27 protein-coding genes are annotated in these 18,317 nt (G+C 40.7%); 15 read left to right on the top strand and 12 right to left on the bottom strand.

Annotated features, from left to right (window positions below; translation table 11 throughout):
- The first annotated feature begins 61 nt into the window (after positions 1 to 61).
- On the top strand, positions 62 to 1,432 hold the full coding sequence (locus H5114_RS03045; protein ID WP_182722162.1) for an ankyrin repeat domain-containing protein: 1,371 nt from the start codon (positions 62 to 64) through the stop codon (positions 1,430 to 1,432).
- Between the two features lie 887 nt (positions 1,433 to 2,319).
- Positions 2,320 to 2,745, top strand: a complete 426-nt coding sequence (locus tag H5114_RS03050; RefSeq protein WP_182722163.1) for an HPP family protein — start codon at positions 2,320 to 2,322, stop codon at positions 2,743 to 2,745.
- Positions 2,746 to 3,260: 515 nt separating this feature from the next.
- Here H5114_RS03050 and H5114_RS03055 read toward each other — a convergent pair.
- Genes H5114_RS03055 through H5114_RS03100 form a run of 11 tightly spaced genes read right to left on the bottom strand, consistent with a single transcriptional unit; the run spans position 3,261 to position 7,421 of the window.
- Entirely contained in the window at positions 3,261 to 4,439 is a 1,179-nt protein-coding gene (locus H5114_RS03055; protein ID WP_220492424.1) for a recombinase, read from the bottom strand.
- A gap of 4 nt (positions 4,440 to 4,443) precedes the next feature.
- Positions 4,444 to 4,662 carry a hypothetical protein gene (locus tag H5114_RS03060; protein ID WP_182722164.1) on the bottom strand — a complete coding sequence of 73 codons (219 nt, stop codon included), beginning with the start codon at positions 4,660 to 4,662 and terminating at the stop codon, positions 4,444 to 4,446.
- A 35-nt stretch (positions 4,663 to 4,697) separates the two neighbouring features.
- Positions 4,698 to 4,991, bottom strand: a complete 294-nt coding sequence (locus H5114_RS03065; protein ID WP_182722165.1) for a hypothetical protein — start codon at positions 4,989 to 4,991, stop codon at positions 4,698 to 4,700.
- A complete protein-coding gene (locus H5114_RS20450) occupies positions 4,991 to 5,116 on the bottom strand; it encodes a hypothetical protein (protein WP_259395221.1) in 126 nt (41 codons plus the stop codon). The genes H5114_RS03065 and H5114_RS20450 overlap by 1 nt, the downstream gene beginning before the upstream one ends.
- Complete coding sequence (locus H5114_RS03070) at positions 5,113 to 5,355, bottom strand: hypothetical protein (protein ID WP_182722166.1); 243 nt, start codon at positions 5,353 to 5,355, stop codon at positions 5,113 to 5,115. The genes H5114_RS20450 and H5114_RS03070 overlap by 4 nt, the downstream gene beginning before the upstream one ends.
- Entirely contained in the window at positions 5,352 to 5,684 is a 333-nt protein-coding gene (locus H5114_RS03075; RefSeq protein ID WP_182722167.1) for a hypothetical protein, read from the bottom strand. The genes H5114_RS03070 and H5114_RS03075 overlap by 4 nt, the downstream gene beginning before the upstream one ends.
- Complete coding sequence (locus H5114_RS03080; protein ID WP_182722168.1) at positions 5,684 to 6,052, bottom strand: hypothetical protein; 369 nt, start codon at positions 6,050 to 6,052, stop codon at positions 5,684 to 5,686. The genes H5114_RS03075 and H5114_RS03080 overlap by 1 nt, the downstream gene beginning before the upstream one ends.
- Positions 6,049 to 6,573 carry a hypothetical protein gene (locus H5114_RS03085; RefSeq protein WP_182722169.1) on the bottom strand — a complete coding sequence of 175 codons (525 nt, stop codon included), beginning with the start codon at positions 6,571 to 6,573 and terminating at the stop codon, positions 6,049 to 6,051. Before H5114_RS03085 ends, H5114_RS03080 begins: the two co-directional genes overlap by 4 nt.
- A gap of 21 nt (positions 6,574 to 6,594) precedes the next feature.
- Positions 6,595 to 6,930, bottom strand: a complete 336-nt coding sequence (locus H5114_RS03090) for a hypothetical protein (RefSeq protein ID WP_182722170.1) — start codon at positions 6,928 to 6,930, stop codon at positions 6,595 to 6,597.
- 9 nt (positions 6,931 to 6,939) lie between these two features.
- Positions 6,940 to 7,101, bottom strand: coding sequence for a hypothetical protein (locus tag H5114_RS03095; RefSeq protein ID WP_182722171.1), 162 nt, complete (start codon positions 7,099 to 7,101; stop codon positions 6,940 to 6,942).
- Positions 7,098 to 7,421 carry a hypothetical protein gene (locus tag H5114_RS03100; RefSeq protein ID WP_182722172.1) on the bottom strand — a complete coding sequence of 108 codons (324 nt, stop codon included), beginning with the start codon at positions 7,419 to 7,421 and terminating at the stop codon, positions 7,098 to 7,100. Before H5114_RS03100 ends, H5114_RS03095 begins: the two co-directional genes overlap by 4 nt.
- 390 nt (positions 7,422 to 7,811) lie before the next feature.
- Here H5114_RS03100 and H5114_RS03105 point away from each other — a divergent pair, with 390 nt between their 5' ends.
- A complete protein-coding gene (locus tag H5114_RS03105; protein ID WP_182722173.1) occupies positions 7,812 to 8,921 on the top strand; it encodes an AAA family ATPase in 1,110 nt (369 codons plus the stop codon).
- A complete protein-coding gene (locus tag H5114_RS03110; RefSeq protein ID WP_182722174.1) occupies positions 8,921 to 11,089 on the top strand; it encodes a S8 family peptidase in 2,169 nt (722 codons plus the stop codon). The genes H5114_RS03105 and H5114_RS03110 overlap by 1 nt, the downstream gene beginning before the upstream one ends.
- Positions 11,090 to 11,129: 40 nt before the next feature.
- Here H5114_RS03110 and H5114_RS03115 read toward each other — a convergent pair whose 3' ends face one another.
- Entirely contained in the window at positions 11,130 to 11,822 is a 693-nt protein-coding gene (locus H5114_RS03115) for a helix-turn-helix transcriptional regulator (RefSeq protein WP_182722175.1), read from the bottom strand.
- A gap of 118 nt (positions 11,823 to 11,940) precedes the next feature.
- On the opposite strand from H5114_RS03115, the gene H5114_RS03120 reads away from it, so the two are divergent.
- From H5114_RS03120 to H5114_RS03170, 11 genes are all read left to right on the top strand, one after another.
- Positions 11,941 to 12,126, top strand: coding sequence for a Cro/CI family transcriptional regulator (locus tag H5114_RS03120; RefSeq protein WP_011637116.1), 186 nt, complete (start codon positions 11,941 to 11,943; stop codon positions 12,124 to 12,126).
- Between the two features lie 27 nt (positions 12,127 to 12,153).
- Positions 12,154 to 12,747 (top strand): hypothetical protein, encoded by a 594-nt coding sequence (locus H5114_RS03125; protein WP_182722176.1) that lies wholly within the window; start codon positions 12,154 to 12,156, stop codon positions 12,745 to 12,747.
- A 1-nt stretch (position 12,748) separates the two neighbouring features.
- Positions 12,749 to 12,952: a hypothetical protein gene (locus H5114_RS03130; protein ID WP_182722177.1), complete on the top strand. Its 204-nt coding sequence runs from the start codon at positions 12,749 to 12,751 to the stop codon at positions 12,950 to 12,952.
- Positions 12,953 to 13,035: 83 nt separating this feature from the next.
- Positions 13,036 to 13,845 carry a hypothetical protein gene (locus tag H5114_RS03135; protein ID WP_182722178.1) on the top strand — a complete coding sequence of 270 codons (810 nt, stop codon included), beginning with the start codon at positions 13,036 to 13,038 and terminating at the stop codon, positions 13,843 to 13,845.
- Between the two features lie 158 nt (positions 13,846 to 14,003).
- Positions 14,004 to 14,759: a helix-turn-helix domain-containing protein gene (locus H5114_RS03140; RefSeq protein WP_182722179.1), complete on the top strand. Its 756-nt coding sequence runs from the start codon at positions 14,004 to 14,006 to the stop codon at positions 14,757 to 14,759.
- Positions 14,756 to 15,421, top strand: coding sequence for a replication protein P (locus H5114_RS03145; RefSeq protein WP_182722180.1), 666 nt, complete (start codon positions 14,756 to 14,758; stop codon positions 15,419 to 15,421). Before H5114_RS03140 ends, H5114_RS03145 begins: the two co-directional genes overlap by 4 nt.
- On the top strand, positions 15,414 to 15,635 hold the full coding sequence (locus H5114_RS03150; protein WP_182722181.1) for a hypothetical protein: 222 nt from the start codon (positions 15,414 to 15,416) through the stop codon (positions 15,633 to 15,635). Before H5114_RS03145 ends, H5114_RS03150 begins: the two co-directional genes overlap by 8 nt.
- Positions 15,635 to 16,897, top strand: coding sequence for a tyrosine-type recombinase/integrase (locus H5114_RS03155; protein ID WP_182722182.1), 1,263 nt, complete (start codon positions 15,635 to 15,637; stop codon positions 16,895 to 16,897). Before H5114_RS03150 ends, H5114_RS03155 begins: the two co-directional genes overlap by 1 nt.
- A gap of 27 nt (positions 16,898 to 16,924) precedes the next feature.
- Entirely contained in the window at positions 16,925 to 17,167 is a 243-nt protein-coding gene (locus tag H5114_RS03160; RefSeq protein WP_259395222.1) for a helix-turn-helix domain-containing protein, read from the top strand.
- 2 nt (positions 17,168 to 17,169) lie between these two features.
- Positions 17,170 to 17,538 carry a hypothetical protein gene (locus H5114_RS03165; protein WP_182722183.1) on the top strand — a complete coding sequence of 123 codons (369 nt, stop codon included), beginning with the start codon at positions 17,170 to 17,172 and terminating at the stop codon, positions 17,536 to 17,538.
- 395 nt (positions 17,539 to 17,933) lie between these two features.
- Positions 17,934 to 18,173 (top strand): hypothetical protein, encoded by a 240-nt coding sequence (locus tag H5114_RS03170; protein ID WP_182722184.1) that lies wholly within the window; start codon positions 17,934 to 17,936, stop codon positions 18,171 to 18,173.
- Positions 18,174 to 18,317 lie beyond the last annotated feature (144 nt).

Below are 18,317 nucleotides of genomic sequence, written 5' to 3' on the forward strand. Positions count from 1 at the left end.
CTCAAGCTAAATAGAAACTGTTATTAGCCGTTTTTATAGACCGAAAGGATAGGAATAGCAGATGCGCATTATACAAATTGTCTTCATTGCGATTATTATTTTATCTTCGGCAATTATCACTTTGTCAGCTGAAGATAATCGTGATCCAACCCAATTAGAGACACCTGTTACTTCAGCTACGCCTGCTGAAACAAGCACGAAACCGTCACAAGTAACAGTAAAGCCAACTAAAGTAGTTCAAATAACAGTCACCCCAACAGCTAAACAAAGTGCTAAAAAACCGGCAATGGGCCACGATTACCAGAAAAATATGCCTAAGCTTGGTAAAGGTGAAGCTAATTATCGTGGTGGAAAGGAAACAACATCAGAAGAACAAGCTAAGGATAGCCCATTAAAACAATCACCAATCATAGATGAACAGCATATAAATAGTGCTAATGTTGGTTATCCTGGATATCGAGAACAAGGAGGTTCTGCTTACTTTCAGCATCAACAATATGCTAATCCACCCCGCTCTTCAGCAAGCCAAGCTGACCCCAAACGATTAGACCAACGCAATGATTTGCAACATAATCCGTTATTGATTGATGCTCAGGATAATAATGCTAAACCCCTGAAACCCTCTCACGAGCAACGCAGAGCATTACTTCATGCAGCCGCTTTTGGCGATGTGCAAGCGGTGAATAAACTTCTTAAAGAGGGAGCAAGTCCTGATGCCAGAGCAAAAGACAGAATAGGGCGTACAGCCTTAATGCTCGCTGCGTTGAGTGGGCATACCGACGTCGTTAATACTCTGCTTAAGCAAGGGGCGAGCGTAAATATAAAAGATAAAACAGGGCATACAGCGCTGAACTGGGCGGCAAATCGTTCAGATATAAATATCGTGACGATATTGCTCAGCTACGGAGCCGACATTAATACTCAAGATAATGCTGGAACATCTCCTTTGTTGTATGCCATTGGAACACACAATATTGCAATGGTCCGTTTATTGTTATCTCATGGCGCCGCGACTGAAATAGAAAGCGATGAAAGTAAGATGACCCCCTTGCTACTTGCCATCGAGCACAATGATCTGGAATCGATTAATCTTTTGTTAGATAACCGAGTCAATGTTAATGGAAAAAACAGTGATAATTTTCGGCCATTAATGGCTGCGGCAGAACAAGGTCAACTCAATACTGTGCAACAACTTATCTTTCATGGTGCAGAGGTTAATCAGTATGATAATAAGCATTTTTCTGCATTGATCTATGCCGCGAATAAGCAACATATTGCTGTAATGGAGTTTTTATTGGCCAAAGGGGCAGATATTAATGCTCTTGATGGTAAAGGGTTGTCCATTGTGATGCGTGCCAGACAGCAGGGTCATACTGAAGTGATAAAGTTACTATGTGGAAATGGAGCTAAGCTTAACGCCGACGACTGCTGATATAAAGGGTGCTATCAATCTTTTATTATTCTGAATTATCATCTGCAGTACATATGCCGAAAGTCACGCTGATAATCAACGTATTGGCCGTTATAGTGAATATTAACTAAGGTTAGAAACCATCTCTTTACGGCTTCTCAGTGCAATATTGTAAAGCAATTTAAGCAGGACATGACTCAGTATATTGGTCTTTGTAGGATTTAAATGAAGGTTGAAATACGACATTATTTCGTTGTGCAGTGAATATCAATACAGGTACTAATGTTACTGCTTTTAATCGTCGCACCTTGTCATACAGATGCTGCAGAAAAATGTGTGTGAAAGTTCAATTCATGCCATTCAATTTTGTAAATTACAGAAAAAGGCCCACAAGCTTTATGTCGTGGCTTAGATGACGTAAAAGTCAGCATTGATATTGAGTTTATAGACAGTCAGTTCTTTTATGAAACGATCCGTGTGGCTGATTTTTATATTGCATTAAATAACTCACTTTCTTATAAACAGACATACGACGGATGAATACTTCTGATGATAATGCTTTGGTATTTACTCTTAGGCATCAAGAAGACTTATTTGTGAGTGTCACGACAGTATTTTAGGTGTAAAGGGAGGCGGGAGCTCTAGATCACCGCGAAATGCTTAAAGACATGGGATATCACTTAGCCTAAGGATATGGTATTGCTAGACATATACCATAAAAAATTAATCAATTGGATAAAGCATTGAGTCCTTTAAGAGGAGTTGCTTAAGGCTATTTAGTCTCTGGCTCAATGTCGATATGAAGGTTACTGTTATGCCTATTTATTTTGCTACCCGCGGCATTCTGTATTCGATATAGTCTTCATTCGGAGTGAATTATGTTATGACAGCTGTAAAGGAGTAATACCATGAAAGTATGCGACATTATGACCCCAAATCCGGTGTGCATTAGTCATGAAGCCAGCCTTAAAGATGCTCACCAATTGATGCAAAGCCGTAATGTGCGTCATCTACCGGTTATTTCTGAGCAAAATGGACAACTCATCGGCATGTTGACTCACAAAAAGATGATCGCCAGTGTATTGAATATGCTTAATAAATATGGTCAAGGAGCGTTAGACAGAAAAGAGCGATATACTCCTATTGCCGATATTATGGACACGAAAGTACAAAAGTTAGGCTTAGATGAACCGCTGACCATAGTCGTACAATATTTTATTGATAATAAACTGGGTTGTTTGCCGGTTGTTGATGAGCAAAATAATGTTCTTGGTATCGTTACATCTTCAGACTTTGTCAAATTGTGTCAGCGCTTATTACTGGCACAAAAGTAATAACGTTAAAACTAAGCTAACAATTTGATCAATCTCCATAGCGACCATTTCGCTTTTTAACAGTGTTGCCGGAACTCTCAGGCAGTGATTTAGTGTTTGATTTTTATGTGGCGAAGTCTACTGTGTCACAGGCTAAAGGCTATAAAAGAATTAACTGGATTGCTCAACACAAACTAGAAAAATAAAACCCCGTTTCAGTGTTGCTGAAACGGGGTTTTGTTTAGGTCAATTTCGATAATATATCGAAATAAAACACCTGATTTGGTCGGTATGAGAGGATTCGAACCTCCGACCCCTGACACCCCATGATAAACACTCTAATAATATTAACCTATTGAAATTGAATGCTATTATAAATATTTTTCTGGTGATTTTACTACTGAGATTTTCGACATATTTTGCAATTCTGCGATATTTGCGGCTATATATTTCAATAGGTTAAGTTGAGTTTGACCGTACTTTTTAGAAATTTTTTTATAAATGCAGTCAACTATAAATATTAGTTATAGTAATGACTACTTAGATTGGATTTCTGCATGGGGTACTTCAGTCCATTCTAAGTGATCACGCACATATATTTTTGTTGATTTGGCGTCTGTGTGCGCCATTCTACCTTGTGGATCTACACCCATATCGTTGAACAGTCGGGCGCTTAAAGCGCGTATTTCATGAAATGTGGGGCGTTGTGACATTTCTAAATGATCGAATAAGTTTAGTGAGTCTCTTACTGCAGAGAACGTCCGACTTATATAGTTTGGGTCCACTTGATAACGATGATCTGTTAATTCACTTTGTTTGTTTTGGCGAATGGGTCTTCGGTGTACGACATATGGACACAGCATTCCATTTCTACTGTTGTCGATAATCTGTTTAATGGCTTCCCCAATAGGTATGGCAATATGGCTGGCTTCTTTTTCTTCAACTTTTTGTCTATGTATGAATAATTTACCGTAAATACCATCTTGAGGTTTGTCGAACCAAACACAGCCACATATACCTTCTTTTGGCTTTTTTATACTGTATTTGATGCGTGATACTTCTAGTCTCGCTTGGGCTGTTTGCAAGGCTAAGTCCATTGCGGTTTGCAACCAAAGTGGCGCAGCTGCATGAACCTGTTGAAATGCATCTAAGCTAAGGCGAGTTCGTTCTTTGTTTTTTGTTTTACGTTTTTTCATTTTGCGCGATGCGGGATTATCGAGCATTAGTGATTGATCTATAGCGTAAGCAAACAGTTTTTCTAGAAAACCCAATTTACGGTTGTACACGTTAGCACTGACATTCGCGTGATAGGTATTCAGGTAGTCATTTACCTGTTCTAGGCCGATGTTATTAGTGTCGATATCAGAAAAAAATAACTTCACGCGTTCAGCATCATTTTTCATGGTTTCTTTAAGCTGCTTGCTGGGTTGCTCTTCGGATGTGATTATTTGCATTAATCTATCAACATGAGCAGCAAACGGCTTGAAAGGTATGCCTGTATCACATGATTCATCTATCAACGAATCAACAGTGTTGCCAGTGTTTGGCCGCATAATTCTGTTGTATTCGTTGGCAATTTGAATCGCTATGTCTTTATTTTTACCAAGAGACTTTCTCACACCATTGATTAGTGTAAAGCGATAATCTTTTGAATCTGCTTCGTATCGAACAAATTGAGGCAGATGCCTGTTGGCATGATTCTTCGGCCTGGCCATAATGTTATACCGATGCCTCCAGTAATTTCGCTACACTGTTACTTATGGTTTGAGCAACGCCAAATCGTTGGTCTTCATATACATATATTTTACGATCAATAATGGCTCCCCGTATTTGTTTACGGAGTATCCAGTGCTTAATGGTACGATTTTGTGGCGCAGAGTTATTGGTAAACTCTCTATTGGCCCACTCGCTTGCTTTCATTAATTTTGAATTTTTCATTGTCTATTCACCAAAAGTTAAATTATAAATAGCGTCTAGTTAGATACACGCTTGTGTATTAAAGATAATGTTTTTGAATATGTCCGAGACTCTCTTTGCTCCTGCAGGTCATAAGCGCTTAATGCGTTATTGGCTGCCTTTTGCCTCATTGTCCTTGCTGCTTTAGATGTTGCTTCCTTACGGTTTCTGGCTATGCCGTTCTCCCGTAAATACTTTTTTACGTTGTATGGACTTAGGCCAAGCTTGGCAGCCACCTGATCACCGCTCATGTACTGGTTAATGTAATAATGTTCAATTAGGTCTGATTGACTTTTTATTGCTGCACTCATTACTTACCTTCCTTAGCTAGCTTTTCTGCTAGTGTTTTCATGAACTGTTGGCATGAGCCGACCTGATCACGCGGATGGGCATACCATTGTTTTAATGCTTCTTTGATAACGTCTGACTTTTTCATGCTGCGTAACCCTGTATGCGTAGTTTTGAATCGGCAGTGCTGGCAAATAGCTCGGCATCAGCTTGGGTAAAGTCGCTAACTTCAATGGCGTTGTAGGTTTTACACATACCCCAGCCGCTATAGTTGTTTGGCTTATATGTCACTTCAATTTGAGGTTGATCGGCCATAAGCGTGAAGAACGGATCTGATAACGTGACAACCCCTTGTTTGGTACTGAACGTTTTGGTTACCTTATTCATGCTGCACCGCCATTACCGCTTTTAGTTGATGCCTGGGCTTTATTCCATATAGCCATAAAGTCACTAAAAAAAGCTTCAGGATCATCTTCATAACCCCATGTAGTGATATTTTTGCCATTGACGTAAATCTCAAGTAACCCATCATCAGGTGTAGCAACCCAAGTTAACTTGTTGCCATAATCATCAGTGAAAGAACCTTGGTTGTTTTCAGTTTCGATTAAATCGTGGCACTCTTCGCAAACCATAGATTTAAATTCATTAGGGTGACTAACCATGTCGTTTAGTTCAACGACATTCCCGCAATGCGGGCAGGGTGTTGGCATATCCATTACGCTAAATCCTCAATGCTAATACCAAACTCTAGGGCTAGTTTGATGTCTTCAGAACGGCGTCTTGCTGCGGCTTTTGCTTTAGCTTGATCACTAATGGCTTTATTGATTGCTTTGCGGTCGCGGTATTCAGTGTCGTCGTTGATGATGCCATTGAAGCCATTGCGACTTTTTAACTGGCCATCCCATTCAATGTCTGCTTTGGTCACTGTTGGTTGTTGCACAGCAGGTTTTGAGTTAGTGACTTTCAACACAGCAGGCTTTTTATGTTTAGGCTGATAGGTTCCGCGCTTTTGCTCGAGGATCCGCTCACGGTTTGCCTGGTAGTAGGCTCGCGCTGCTATTTGCTTTTGAGTGAGTTGGCTCATGCTGCCACCTGAACTTTAGCTGCTTCATGATCGCGTTTAGCTGCATCGTACTCACTGCCAAAAATCTCAGTTGCATCTATAAGGTTAAGACGGGTATTAAGATAAATAACGTCATTGTGAAGAAACAGCGAAAGAGGAGTGAACAAACAGTTGCCCCAGTCAGTACCAATCGCTTTTAGAAGCGGTTCGCGTGAAACTTCTTCTGGCATCATTTCGTTATATTTAGCTTTGATAGCCTCTAGCGCTTCGCGGTCTGCTGCTTTCGGTTTACCGTATTTAGGTGATGAAGCAAAACAATTTGCCGCTTTAGGCTTCATCCATAGATGATTATTTTCAAGTTTATTGAAGTTATGAAAATTGATTCCTGCAAATGAAACACAATCAGTTCTACTGCTAAAAATAGGTGCCCCGCCAAAGTGAGCTGCCAATTTAGTTGCTTGTTCAATCAACTCAGCTTTGCTTGCTTCAAATGATTTGAATGTTTGTACTGCTTTATCGTTGGTAATTTTAAAGTAACTCATAATCGCTGCTCTCTTCGATTGTTAGCCTATGTAGGTTGACCATTCCAAAACTTCTTTCTTCGTTTTTGGGTTAATGGCGCCAGTTGGTTTTCGGTATCTAATTTCAATATCTCGGCACTGTTCTTGTGCTTTGGTTAACTCTGCGTATTGCCTGGCTAAACTAGGTGTCGATAAGCTGTGACTTAGCTTTTGTGCTTTCATTTTGGCAAACAGTTCATCACGGGTTTGGGCTGGCTTTTGTTGGTATTCATCAATAGTGAGTTCTCGTCTATTTGGATAAGTACCAGTGAACCTGCTGCACTTTTTATCAGCTGCTTTCTTAACTAATGTTTCACTTACTCCGAATACAAAAAACATAGAACACCCCTACAAAACCTTTTCGACCGTTGAACTTTGCTTTAATTGCTGCTTAGTGCGTTGCCAGCCTTTAATTAAGCGCTTAAGGCATGGTGCTTCGTGGGGCCAAGTGCGGATCATGTCTTTGCACTTGGCTATTTCACGGTCGCAGTATTCGTTTGCGGCACTCATACATTTGCCCTTAGTTGGAACACTTTGCCGCTTTGATGTAATGGGGTATTGCGCCAGATGGTAATGCGGCCAGTGTGGTGGTTGTAACGCATAGCGAGGTTATCGCCCAATTCACCAGCTTGGCTTTCAAATTGGCTGCTGAACAGTTGGCTTGGGTTGCTGTGCATTAATTGGCGTTCAAGTTTTGCAACACGCAAAGCAACACGTTCACAGTCCATTGGGTCTTGTTTGGTGGTGAGCAGACAGGCAAAACGGATACTGACCAGGTGGAAATGTTCAGCACGTTGTTTGTCTGTTGCAGGAGTATTTGTCAGTATCATTTTGCCGTCCTCAGTTATTGGGTACGACTCAAATATAACCAAGGTTAATTAACCGGTCAATAACTTTGGTTAATTATTTCTTCGGTTGATTTTTTTAAATGATTTTTTGTTCACAGTGAACTATGAATTAATTCAAGTCCTGAACACTGGGAATTGAGTGACTTAGCAGGTTCTATCGTGAGTAATAATGTTATTTTTTTAAAAGTCTTATGTGTATTCATAAAATGCTTGTGCGTTATCCTTCTCTAAGGATAATTACTTTGTGTTGAAATAAGTGAATTGTTATCAATTTTTATTCAAGTAAATTTTTTTCTTGATAGGTAATAAAACTAGTTGATATGGTGAATTTAATGCTAAGATCTTGACATAAAGTGCAAGTATGAGTGAATTATGAAGTACTATCCTGAAATGTACAAAATTGTTAGCGGTGCTCTTTCTGGTGACCGAAAGTTGGTTGTTTCTTATACAGAGTTACTATGCGAAAAACTGCAAATTGATGGTGAACACATTGCTTTACGTGGGTTTAAAGAAAAATTATCATCTCTCAATTCAAGTCTATTAAATACTCAATCTGCTTTCTCTCGACCTGTTCCTGTGGAAAAAGATAATCGTTTTTCTTTAGCAGATCGGACTTTTCCTTCTTTAGATGATCAAGTTATATTTCTACAGCAGCATGATCAAGACGTTATCAATTCTTTTGTTACTTATATTCAAAAGAAAGAGCAGCTTCATTTGATGGATATACCAATAAACTCTACGTTATTGTTACATGGTCTTCCAGGTACAGGTAAAAGCAAGCTAGCTGCCAATTTAGCTGCGCGTTTGGGGTTACCTTTGGTCACAGCAAGAGCAGATGCCTTAATTTCATCTTATCTTGGTTCAACCTCAAAAAATATTCGCTCTCTATTAGAATATGCAAGCTCAGAGCCGTGCGTTTTATTTTTGGATGAGTTTGATGCAATAGCAAAAGCCAGAGATGATAAAAATGAAATTGGTGAGCTAAAACGTGTGGTTGTTAGTTTACTTCAAAATATTGATAATTTGGGAGAAACAATACTTGTAGCGGCTACCAATCATGTTCATCTACTTGATCCTGCAATTGGTAGGCGTTTCCACTACAAAATGGAACTAAAAGCACCAATATCAGAAGTGCGTCATAAACTATTTAGAAAGCTTATTTATAAATTTCCATTTGATGATACTGAAATCGAACATTTTGTAACACTCAGTGAAGGGCTTACTGGTGCCGAAATAGAGATGGTGACATTTGATTATTTGAGACAAACGATTGTAAACGATGATAATGTAGATGCTATTGAATTGATGCGTAAAATATTATTATGCCGATTTAATTGGTTAAGCTTCCAGACTGAGGAACGGTCCTGGTGCATGAAGAGATTGTTCTCAATAAACAATAAGCTATTTAGTAAAAAGTTTATTAGTCAACTTTGGAGTACGTCTCAGAGCAATGTGTCAAAGATATTTAAGGAAAATAATTAATGGCTAACAATCGAAACCCAATAAAACATGTTAAGTTTTCTGATATTGACTATTATAAACCAGTCGTAATAGGAAGAAGTGATAACACACCGCTTAAGGAAGTCACTGATGAATTTCGGTCTGAGCTATTGGGATCGATAGAGTCGCTTAAGAATGTTGAAGGTTTTGCTGATTCAGTAACTGTTGCTGTCGTTGAGATTGAAGCTAATGCTATTGCAAAAAGTCACCGTCCAACAGATATTTTTAATGAGAGGACGTGCCCATTCTTCGGTGATATTGGCTATTCAAAACTCCTTATCCAAATAACCCCAGCAGGACTAAGCAAACTAAGTGCTAGAATATCAAAAAGCAAAGCTAAAACTACAATAAAAGCACTTTCAACAATAAAATCAATTGAGAAATACCAATTAAATCTGGATGTTCGTGAAGATGTAGATTCTTTAAGTGTTCGTCTATTTCGTTATAATTCAGCTCTTTTAAATAAAAAACTTGATACAGACTTTGAGTATTTTCTGGATAGCAAAGGATGTGAATGGAAAAAACATTCATCAAATGCTGTAAGATTATATAAAGTATCGAATACTTCCAACTCAATACTTAAATTATTACCAACATTTGCTGGAATACAAAGTGTTATGTCTAGTAAGTGTATACAGCTGAAACCCATGGTTAAGGCGGCGGTAGGTTTAAACCCTCCTAATTTTTTACCTCCTATTCAAGACGTGACATATCCTGTTGTAGCAGTTGTCGATAGTGGTGTTAGTGCTAATTTTATTCCTCTGTCACATTGGGTAGTTGGGCGTGAAAGCTGTATCGCACCAAATTATAAAATAGACGAACATGGCACTTTTGTAAGTGGTTTAATTTCAAACTCGTTCAATTTAAATGGCTATGATCCTCGTTTCCCAAACTGCCAATCTAAAATTTTTAGTGTTGAAGTTTTGGGTTCTGATGGTGGAGATTTATATAGCATAATACAAACTATGCATAATGTAGCCAAAGTGCATCCTGAAATTAAGGTATGGAATTTATCGTTAGGTGGTAACAGTCCAGTTTCGAAATCTGAAATTTCAACAATGGCTATAATGCTCGACGAGTTTCAAGATATATATAGCTGTTTATGTGTTGTTGCAGCAGGGAATTATGTACAAACTAATCGGGCGTGGCCACCTATTGGTTGCTTAGATGATGGTATTTCTACTCCTGGTGACTCAGTGAGAGCCCTGACAGTAGGTTCCGTTGCACATATTGACGGATTCGTTAAAAATACCGAGCCTTCTAGTTTTAGTCGAAAGGGTCCTGTGTCTAATTATGTTCAAAAGCCTGAAGTAGTTCATTTTGGCGGGAATGTGTTAATTAACGGTGGACAGTCAATCGTCCTTGGCGTTAATTCTATTGATGTTGATGGTAACTCACATCACGATATTGGAACCAGTTTTTCTACTCCTATAGTTTCATCAATAGCAGCTAATTTATTTAGTAAAATTGGAGATAGAGCTACACCTAGCTTGATAAAAGCCCTCTTAATTCATAGTGCAAATTTGAATCAAGAAATAGCTGATGAGCATAAGTCTTACTATGGATGGGGTAAGCCACAAGGTAGCGAAGATATCTTATCTGTAAAGGATTATGAAAGCACTATGGTTTTTGAAGGGAAAGCACAAAAAAGCTTTGAAATCCGAAAATTGCCATTTCCCATACCTGAGTGTTTAAGAACCCCGGAAGGTAAAGTTCGTGCTGAATTTTTTATAACTTTAGTTTACCAACCTGAATTAGATCCCCAAAAAGCATTTGAGTATTGTCAGATGGATGTAAAAGTTGGCTTTGGGAAAGTTATTGGTGAGAAGTTTACATCCCAAGTACCAGTCCAAAATGAATTATATTTATTTGAAAGTGATTTAGTTAAGAATGGTGATAAATGGTCACCCGTTAAAGTTTATAAGAATAGATTCCCGAAGGGTGCAGATATAAAAGATTGGAAGCTAAGAGTTTCAGTAATGGACAGGGATGGATATGAAGCAGAAGGTGTATTAATCCCGTTTTCGATTATATTGACCATAAGGGATATTGATAAGCAACAACCTGTATACAATGAAATGGCGATGTTAATGGACCAATATAACTGGGAAGTATCAAACCTAGAGGTAGATAACCAGCTCCAAGTTTAATATCGCACTAGTAAAAGCCTATTTATTTAGGCTTTTACTGTTAAATTAAAACCGAATACCAAAACACTTTGCCAATAACTTTGATTTGTTTGATAACTTCACCTTCGTAGCGTTCATCTGGCCACTCGTCGATGTTATAGCTGCGAAGGCGTAAACCGCCACCTGGTAACTTGTATAAAGTTTTTACCCGCAACATACCATCGTGATTTATAGCGTACATTTTACCGTCGATCACATCTGTTTGAGATGTGTCTACACCAACGGTTGAACCGTTTGGTAATACTGGTTCCATGCTATTGCCGCTAACACGCACGCAAGCTGCATTGGTTGGATCAACACTCGATTTCCGCAGCGTTGACTTCGCAAAACGTAATTTAGGCCCACGATACTCACTTGCTTCAGCTATTCCGTGTCCTGCGGCGAGTTCTACTTCCATATAAAACGGTATCTCTATTTCATCATCACCTAACGGTGTGCCGCTATCCCATGTTTCCATTGGGCCAGCCCATTCTGCATTGCTGGTTGGTTTTGATTTACTAGAACCAAACATCAATTCTTCTGCGGTGCAACCTAACACAGCACCAATCGCAACTAGTTTTGACGACTCTTTAGCTTTTCCGGAAATGAGTTTATGCACCATCACTTGAGAGATGTTGGCGCGTTCTGCTAATTCCTTTTGGGTTATCCCAGCGGATTTAAGCTTTTCTTGAAGGTTTTGGGCAAGTGTTTTCATGGGTTAATTATATTACTTAGGTTATAACCTTGGATACTAACCAAAGTTAATATTATTGTTGAGTTTAATTAACTTTGGTTATAATATGATTTTGGTTAATTAAAATTTTGGAGTTTTTATGAAGACAGCTGATGTTATTGCTCACTTTGGAGGTCAAGGGCGCTTAGCTAAGGTTCTTGATGTTTCACAGCCTGCAATTTCAAAGTGGGGGGATACAGTCCCATTACTTCGAGCTTATCAAATTCAAGTGATCACAAACGGTAAGCTCAAAGTTGGTAACCCGCAGATCAAGCAAGCAGTTTAATTTTAGTCGTAAGCATGGAGAAAAAGCATGAAACAAAGATCACGTTTGGAACTATTGATGAAAGCCATTAATGCGTGGCTTGAATTACCTAAGGTCAGTCGTTCGGCGTTGGCCACTGCGGTAGTGCAGGCGGTTGATGACTTAAAGCTGGCGACGGTGTTGGCTAAAGAGGGGATTACGTTTACCTACTCGGATGATATTTACAACAATGCGCGAGTGAATGCGCAAAAGATTTTCCGCTGGCTTGGGCAGTATGAAGGGCAGCATGCAGTGCCAGAACGCTTGTTTCATGTTGAACAGGCGATATTGGCCGCGATGCCAGTTGAGTTACGCATTGGATATTTAAACGATGTTTACGGCATGGTTGGCGTGACAGTTGTTGTTGATCATATGGGTGATGCTATGTCGTTAAGTGCAGATGATATGGCGGCAACGTTAACCAAAGAAAACTGTGATGCCCAAGTGGCGGTTATTCGTTTGGGGATTAATCCGAGTCGTCATCTGGTTGAAACCGCTTATCGAGAACTGCGTGAATCTCGTGCTGTGGCTTCATTGACACTTGATGTACTTGAAAGGCATTACCCTTATTTGACCAAATCAAATTTAAAGTCGGCTGGTTAGCATGGCAGATAACGTTGATGAAGCTAACAAAATAGCCGAACTGCATTTAGCCAGCGAGTTAACCAAGGCTAAACCGATTTTACCGCCATTAACTGGACGTTGTTTTTATTGCGAGTCACCGACGGCAGAACGCTTTTGTGATGCCGATTGTCGTGATGATTATGAACGCTTACAGCGCAGTGTGCTGATGCGTAAACGAGGTTGATATGTGGTCATTTATTTTAGTTTGGCTTGTGTTGGCTGTGATATTAACCGTTGGTTTTTGTTTGATGTTTAAGGGGGCAGGTAATGACTCAGTTAAGTGATAACAGTGTGATGAATAATGATTTTTCAGATGCACCAACAGATGCGCAGGCTTATGACAAAAACCCACTGGGAAAACTTTTTTGGATAAAGGATATTACTGCCACTACATACAAATACGTGTTTGCAGATGAAATAAACGAGGGCTTTGAGGTCAATTGGATGCGATGCGGTATCACAGACAGTCATCTAGCAACATTAGTTTATCGCCCTATTGATATGGTCGAGTCACCAGAAGAAAAAGAAGCATTTGAACGCATAAGCCGTCAGCAGCAAATTAATGCTATGGCTGCGGTGATAAGAACGTGCCCAACCAATAGCTCTTCTGGTATTGCGACTTTACTGCATGAAGCCGGTTGCAGTATGGAAACTGTTTCTGAATTGAACAAACATACTTCACCAATGTGTGAAGTCAAATTTAAGGATGATGTGGCGTGTTTTTATGGTTTTACTGCGTTTGATAATTTTAGGCGTTCACAGGTAGGCAGAATTATTGAGTTGTTAAAGCGTGAACCCGAATTGATTGAGGTTAAGGCAGACCGTTTGGAGGCTATTGCGGAAAAGTTGGTGAGTAAAGCGATATTAGGTGGTTCAAATACGTTGTTGTTACCACAAGCGAGTGTGGATTGGTTTATGGGTTATTTGCTGATGCAAGAAAAACGCGCCGAGCGTTCGATTGAGATAACAAGAATAGACCCAGTTAATCAAGCCAAACATATGAAGCGGCGCGATATTTATTACCAGTTACGGACTAACTTGGCGCGGGATATTTATATTGAAAACAGAAACGAATGATCAACTCTTTTGTATGTGTGTTTTGGAAATAAGAAACCCCGCTTAAGTTTGGCGACCGAACGGGGTTAATACCTAAAGAGAGGCAATATTATGTTACTCAAGCATTTGTGTTTCGTCAATTTAGCTATTGCTAGATTGAGTGCGTGGGAGTGCCCCGCATGAGTATGGAACTGATGGTTAAGGCCATGAAAACGAAAGTGGGCAATCCACTGCGTAAATTGGTGTTATTGAAATTGGCGGATAACGCGAACGACCAGGGCGAGTGCTGGCCAAGTTATAGTTACATTGCTGAACAGTGCGAAATTAGCCGTCGTAGTGTGATGGACCACGTTAAAAAACTTGAGGCGGCGGGGTTATTACGTCGTGAATATCGCAAGGGTGTTAAGGGTAATTCATCTAATGTTTTTCACCTAAATTTTGATGAAAAAAGCGCTTTAGGTGGTGAATCTGCTGCACTAGGTAGTGAATCTGTCGCACTACCCCCTAGTGAATCTCCTGCACTACCTAGTGAATCTGCTGCACTACCCCTAGTGAATCTCCTGCACCCAGAACCAGTCACTTTAGAACCAGTCAATGAATCTTTAAAAGATGTAGTCACCACATCGAAAAAATCAGCTTTGGATTTTTCTCTGTGGCCTGATTTGCCAAGCGACCAAGTTTTTAAAGACTGGTTAGCCGTTCGCAAACAGAAAAAAGCCAAATTGACCCAAACAGCGGTTAATCGCCTGGCACCGCATTTGATGAAAGCCGTTGCTGCGGGTTGTTCGGTTGATGATGTTTTTGCGTTATGCGCTTCACGTTGCTGGATTGGTTTTGAGTTCGATTGGCTGGTTAACGCTGGCCTAGTAGCTAAGCAAGCGGTTAAGGCCGATTGGTCTCATGCCGTTTTTGACCCAGAGGACCCGTTGATATGAAGTCGATTCAAACATTGGTTAATACAGGTTCAATTGTTGGCGCTATGCAGGGTAATGGCTCAGGCCGTCAGCTGTCTGAAATGGATGTGGCGATTGTCGATAGTGTGTTTGCAAAGCTGCGCGTGTTGTTTCCGGTTGGTGCGCCCAAGGATGATGTTGAGTCGTTGCACAAAGCCGAGTGGGTTAAAACGCTAGCAGCTCAGGGCGTGAGTAGCCGTGATCAAGTGCAAATGGGATTAACTCGAGCAAGACGCGAGCAGGGCGATCGCCAGTTTTGGCCAACACCACGCCAGTTTGCATTGTGGTGTCAGCCAACGGCTTTTGATTATGGTTTGCCTGATTTAGATTCGGCTTATCAAGAGGCTAAGCGCCATTATCATCATTTAGAACGGCATAAATGGAGCCATGACGTTGTTGGCTTGGCTGTGCGCCAATGTGGTACCTGGTTGTTTGCTACCGGCATAGAAAAAGACGTACTCGCCATGTTTACCCGCCAGTACGAAATTTTATGTCGTAAATACGGCAATGGTGAGTTGGTTGATGTTGAGTTGCCTAAAGCGTTACCCACTCGTGCTACCCGCCGCATTGAACCTGCTGAGGGTAAAGCGTTGGTGGCAAAGTTTAGGCGTCAACTTGGTTTAAGGAGTGCTAACGATGAGTAATCAATCTTTGACTCAAAAAGAGCGTTTGCTGCGAGTGTTAAGCAGTGGCCGTTTTCTCACCTTGTACGAAATCCAACAACAGTGTTTTGACCAGTTTGGGGTGCACGATAGCGAAACAGCGCTAAGTGCCCGTTGGCGCGAGTTGCCCAATTCGGTTAAGCAAAAGCGCCGCCGTGAACAGTGCACCGCTTGGGAATATAGGTTGGTGGCCTGATGATGGTAAAGGCGGCATCTGGTGTTGAGGTTGGTAAGTTAAACGATGCGGCGTTAAGGCGTTGGTTAAACGGTGGTGTTATTCGTGATTATCGTGATCCGCAGTTTCCTGAAATTCGGTTACGTGCTGCAGCTGGCCGAACGCGGGCGAGTGTTCATTTGGTGTTGAATGAAAACGGTAAGACAGTTTGGCAAAAGGTGGGTACTTGGCCAAGCATGTGTATTAAGACTTTGTGCGCTGATTTGCCGGTGATGTTGGCTAAACGCAATGTGGGCGGCATGGTGACAGGCCAGTTTGATTCGGTTGGCAGTTTGCTTGAGTGGTACCAGGAACATATTGCCAATAACACCACTTATAGCAAGAGTTGGCGCAGCAATATTAAGTCGATGATCAAGTGTCATTTGTTGCCGAGGTTGGCTGATGTTCGTTTGCATGATGTGAGCTTTATGACGGTTGACGTGAGTTTAGTTAAGCCGATGTTGGTTGACGGGTTTTCACCTAAGTACATTCGTGAAGCCGTTAATAAGCTTAAATCGGTGTTTGCTGCGGCTTCAAAGCTTCGTTTGATTAACGCCAATCCGCTTGCTGGTTATCGGGTGACGTATTCCATTAAAGTGAATGATGCCTTGGATACGCGCTTGTTTGAGTCGGATTTGGCTGAGTTGTTTACTCGTTTAGGTGCAGTGGTGATGCCGGTGCAAATGTTGTTTGTATTGATGATGATGTTTGGTACGCGCATTAACGAAACTCGTTTGGCTCGTTGGGAGCATTTTGCTGGTGATTATTGGGTTATTCCGGCCAGTAATGCCAAGAACAAACAAGAGCATCGAGTACCGATGACGGAGTCGGCTAAAGCACTTATTCAGCATTATAAATGTTGGCAGCTTAAGCATGTTGGCAAACGCGCGTATTTGTTCCCTGGCACCAGTGGGGCTATTTCCATTCGTTGTGCTCATGATTGGCACACTCAAATTCGTTTTAAACATTTCACTAGCCATGATTTACGTCGATTGTTCAGGACCATTGTTGCGGACTTAGGTGTCGATACCATGATTGGTGAACGTTTGTTGAATCATGCCTTGCCTGTGTTGCTGCGTAAGTACGTTAAATCGACCTTGGATAAGGGCATGAGTTTAGCGTTAGAGCAATATCATCAATATTTAATTTATCGTGGGTTTTCTTCTGTTGCGCCCGAGATATTGCCTAGATCGTCTGTGGAAGTTGAGAACGGTCAAACCATGACTGCCAGTGGGTGGCTGTGATGATCACTGCATCATTATTAGAAGAATATGCAATTAGAGGTTTTTGGGGGCGAAATGGCATTACGCGGGTTTGATTTTTTGAAAACAGGCAGGAATATTCGCGGGCTAACCCAGACCGAAGTGGCCGAGATTTACGGGGTAAGTGAACGGACTTATCAGCGTTGGGAACGGGGTGATGTGAGAGTGCCGTTTGATGATGTGTCGGCAATATGCGCCCAGGTGTTTAAGTTAGGGATTGATGAAATAAGGGCGATTATTAATGGTGAATAATAATGGTGAAGATTAATGTGCAGCAGCTGCAGCATCAACAAGTGACGCTGAACATGAAGGCGTTGCGTCATGGGTTAACGCGCTGGGGTAACTATTGGGCCCATCAAGAATTTGGCCAAGGGTTCGCAAGCCGAAGCCAGTGCGACAAGTTAGGCGAGGTGATTGTTTACGGTAGTTCGGCAGTAGTCGAGATAACACCCCCTCGTGAGGTTAGGCACTTCGATATGATGATTGAACGGTTAGCACCGCAATGTATACGGGCCATTAGAGCTCACTACATCTGCAAAGGGCAGTGGGCCTTGATGGGATTTGATAGTAAGAAGTCCTATGTGTACTGGTTGAGAAGGGCAGAGATTGAAATAGTTGAGTGATATATGTCGATAATTCAAGGTGTTGGGTTGACTTAACTCAAATGAGAGCGATTCTCATTTGGGGTTAAAATTAAATGGGTCCTTCTGGCTCGGTGCACTGCGGGGGCGGAGAAGCGCAGTGCTTCACTACATATGAAAAATTTAGGGGGTTGCGTTGTTGTTTTATAGGCTTGATCTCTGCTATTCAATTTCACCTAAAAAATAAACTCATTAAGTTAATGAATTAATAGTGTTTTACCCTACATTTGATGATGCACAATTTCACTCAACTTTTGATCGTCTTAAACCGCAACTTTTGATCGCCTAAAACTTTGTTTCTATCACTTCAGTTTGATGTTATTTTTAATGGACTGGTTAAATTGATGTAAATACTAGTTCACTAGTTAAGGATGACTATGAGTAACACTGCAGAATTGTATTGTATTGAATCGACCTCTGAGACGTCGATCATCGAAGAGATAATTCAAAATGAGTTGAAAAGGGCCGACGGCTTACCCCAAGAGTTAGCGGTAAATGTTTTTACCAAAGACAATAGTATATGTTGGGATTACGATCCTTCTATTGCCATTTCTTTCGAGCAAGAAAAAAAATTAGTCAAAATCGTGCACTCTGCATTTTACTCAGTAAAGCGATAACTTACTAAATATATTAAAAATACAGACCCATTCCTTGCTAACTCATTGCTACTCACTCTGATTGGCTACTAACAAAAACGGCTGCTTAATGTAGCCATTTTTATGGGCGTTTCACTGTGGCTTTTTTGCAGCCTAAAGGACTAT

The sequence above is a fragment of the Shewanella sp. SR43-8 genome (assembly GCF_014163775.1).
GTDB classification, from domain to species: domain Bacteria; phylum Pseudomonadota; class Gammaproteobacteria; order Enterobacterales; family Shewanellaceae; genus Shewanella; species Shewanella vesiculosa.

Bases quoted from the DNA above. Each gene is read 5' to 3' on its own strand.
- H5114_RS03135 (WP_182722178.1), top strand. From the start codon at position 13,036: ATGACTCAGTTAAGTGATAACAGTGTGATGAATAATGATTTTTCAGAT.
- H5114_RS03075 (WP_182722167.1), bottom strand. From the start codon at position 5,684: ATGGATATGCCAACACCCTGCCCGCATTGCGGGAATGTCGTTGAACTA.
- H5114_RS03155 (WP_182722182.1), top strand. From the start codon at position 15,635: ATGATGGTAAAGGCGGCATCTGGTGTTGAGGTTGGTAAGTTAAACGAT.
- H5114_RS20450 (WP_259395221.1), bottom strand. From the start codon at position 5,116: ATGAAAAAGTCAGACGTTATCAAAGAAGCATTAAAACAATGGTATGCC.
- H5114_RS03100 (WP_182722172.1), bottom strand. From the start codon at position 7,421: ATGATACTGACAAATACTCCTGCAACAGACAAACAACGTGCTGAACAT.
- H5114_RS03160 (WP_259395222.1), top strand. From the start codon at position 16,925: ATGCAATTAGAGGTTTTTGGGGGCGAAATGGCATTACGCGGGTTTGAT.
- H5114_RS03130 (WP_182722177.1), top strand. From the start codon at position 12,749: ATGGCAGATAACGTTGATGAAGCTAACAAAATAGCCGAACTGCATTTA.
- H5114_RS03165 (WP_182722183.1), top strand. From the start codon at position 17,170: ATGGTGAAGATTAATGTGCAGCAGCTGCAGCATCAACAAGTGACGCTG.
- H5114_RS03145 (WP_182722180.1), top strand. From the start codon at position 14,756: ATGAAGTCGATTCAAACATTGGTTAATACAGGTTCAATTGTTGGCGCT.
- H5114_RS03065 (WP_182722165.1), bottom strand. From the start codon at position 4,991: ATGAGTGCAGCAATAAAAAGTCAATCAGACCTAATTGAACATTATTAC.
- H5114_RS03055 (WP_220492424.1), bottom strand. From the start codon at position 4,439: ATGGCCAGGCCGAAGAATCATGCCAACAGGCATCTGCCTCAATTTGTT.
- H5114_RS03120 (WP_011637116.1), top strand. From the start codon at position 11,941: ATGAAGACAGCTGATGTTATTGCTCACTTTGGAGGTCAAGGGCGCTTA.
- H5114_RS03080 (WP_182722168.1), bottom strand. From the start codon at position 6,052: ATGAGCCAACTCACTCAAAAGCAAATAGCAGCGCGAGCCTACTACCAG.
- H5114_RS03095 (WP_182722171.1), bottom strand. From the start codon at position 7,101: ATGAGTGCCGCAAACGAATACTGCGACCGTGAAATAGCCAAGTGCAAA.
- H5114_RS03090 (WP_182722170.1), bottom strand. From the start codon at position 6,930: ATGTTTTTTGTATTCGGAGTAAGTGAAACATTAGTTAAGAAAGCAGCT.
- H5114_RS03070 (WP_182722166.1), bottom strand. From the start codon at position 5,355: ATGAATAAGGTAACCAAAACGTTCAGTACCAAACAAGGGGTTGTCACG.
- H5114_RS03170 (WP_182722184.1), top strand. From the start codon at position 17,934: ATGAGTAACACTGCAGAATTGTATTGTATTGAATCGACCTCTGAGACG.
- H5114_RS03110 (WP_182722174.1), top strand. From the start codon at position 8,921: ATGGCTAACAATCGAAACCCAATAAAACATGTTAAGTTTTCTGATATT.
- H5114_RS03060 (WP_182722164.1), bottom strand. From the start codon at position 4,662: ATGAAAAATTCAAAATTAATGAAAGCAAGCGAGTGGGCCAATAGAGAG.
- H5114_RS03140 (WP_182722179.1), top strand. From the start codon at position 14,004: ATGAGTATGGAACTGATGGTTAAGGCCATGAAAACGAAAGTGGGCAAT.
- H5114_RS03115 (WP_182722175.1), bottom strand. From the start codon at position 11,822: ATGAAAACACTTGCCCAAAACCTTCAAGAAAAGCTTAAATCCGCTGGG.
- H5114_RS03125 (WP_182722176.1), top strand. From the start codon at position 12,154: ATGAAACAAAGATCACGTTTGGAACTATTGATGAAAGCCATTAATGCG.
- H5114_RS03045 (WP_182722162.1), top strand. From the start codon at position 62: ATGCGCATTATACAAATTGTCTTCATTGCGATTATTATTTTATCTTCG.
- H5114_RS03105 (WP_182722173.1), top strand. From the start codon at position 7,812: ATGAAGTACTATCCTGAAATGTACAAAATTGTTAGCGGTGCTCTTTCT.
- H5114_RS03085 (WP_182722169.1), bottom strand. From the start codon at position 6,573: ATGAGTTACTTTAAAATTACCAACGATAAAGCAGTACAAACATTCAAA.
- H5114_RS03050 (WP_182722163.1), top strand. From the start codon at position 2,320: ATGAAAGTATGCGACATTATGACCCCAAATCCGGTGTGCATTAGTCAT.
- H5114_RS03150 (WP_182722181.1), top strand. From the start codon at position 15,414: ATGAGTAATCAATCTTTGACTCAAAAAGAGCGTTTGCTGCGAGTGTTA.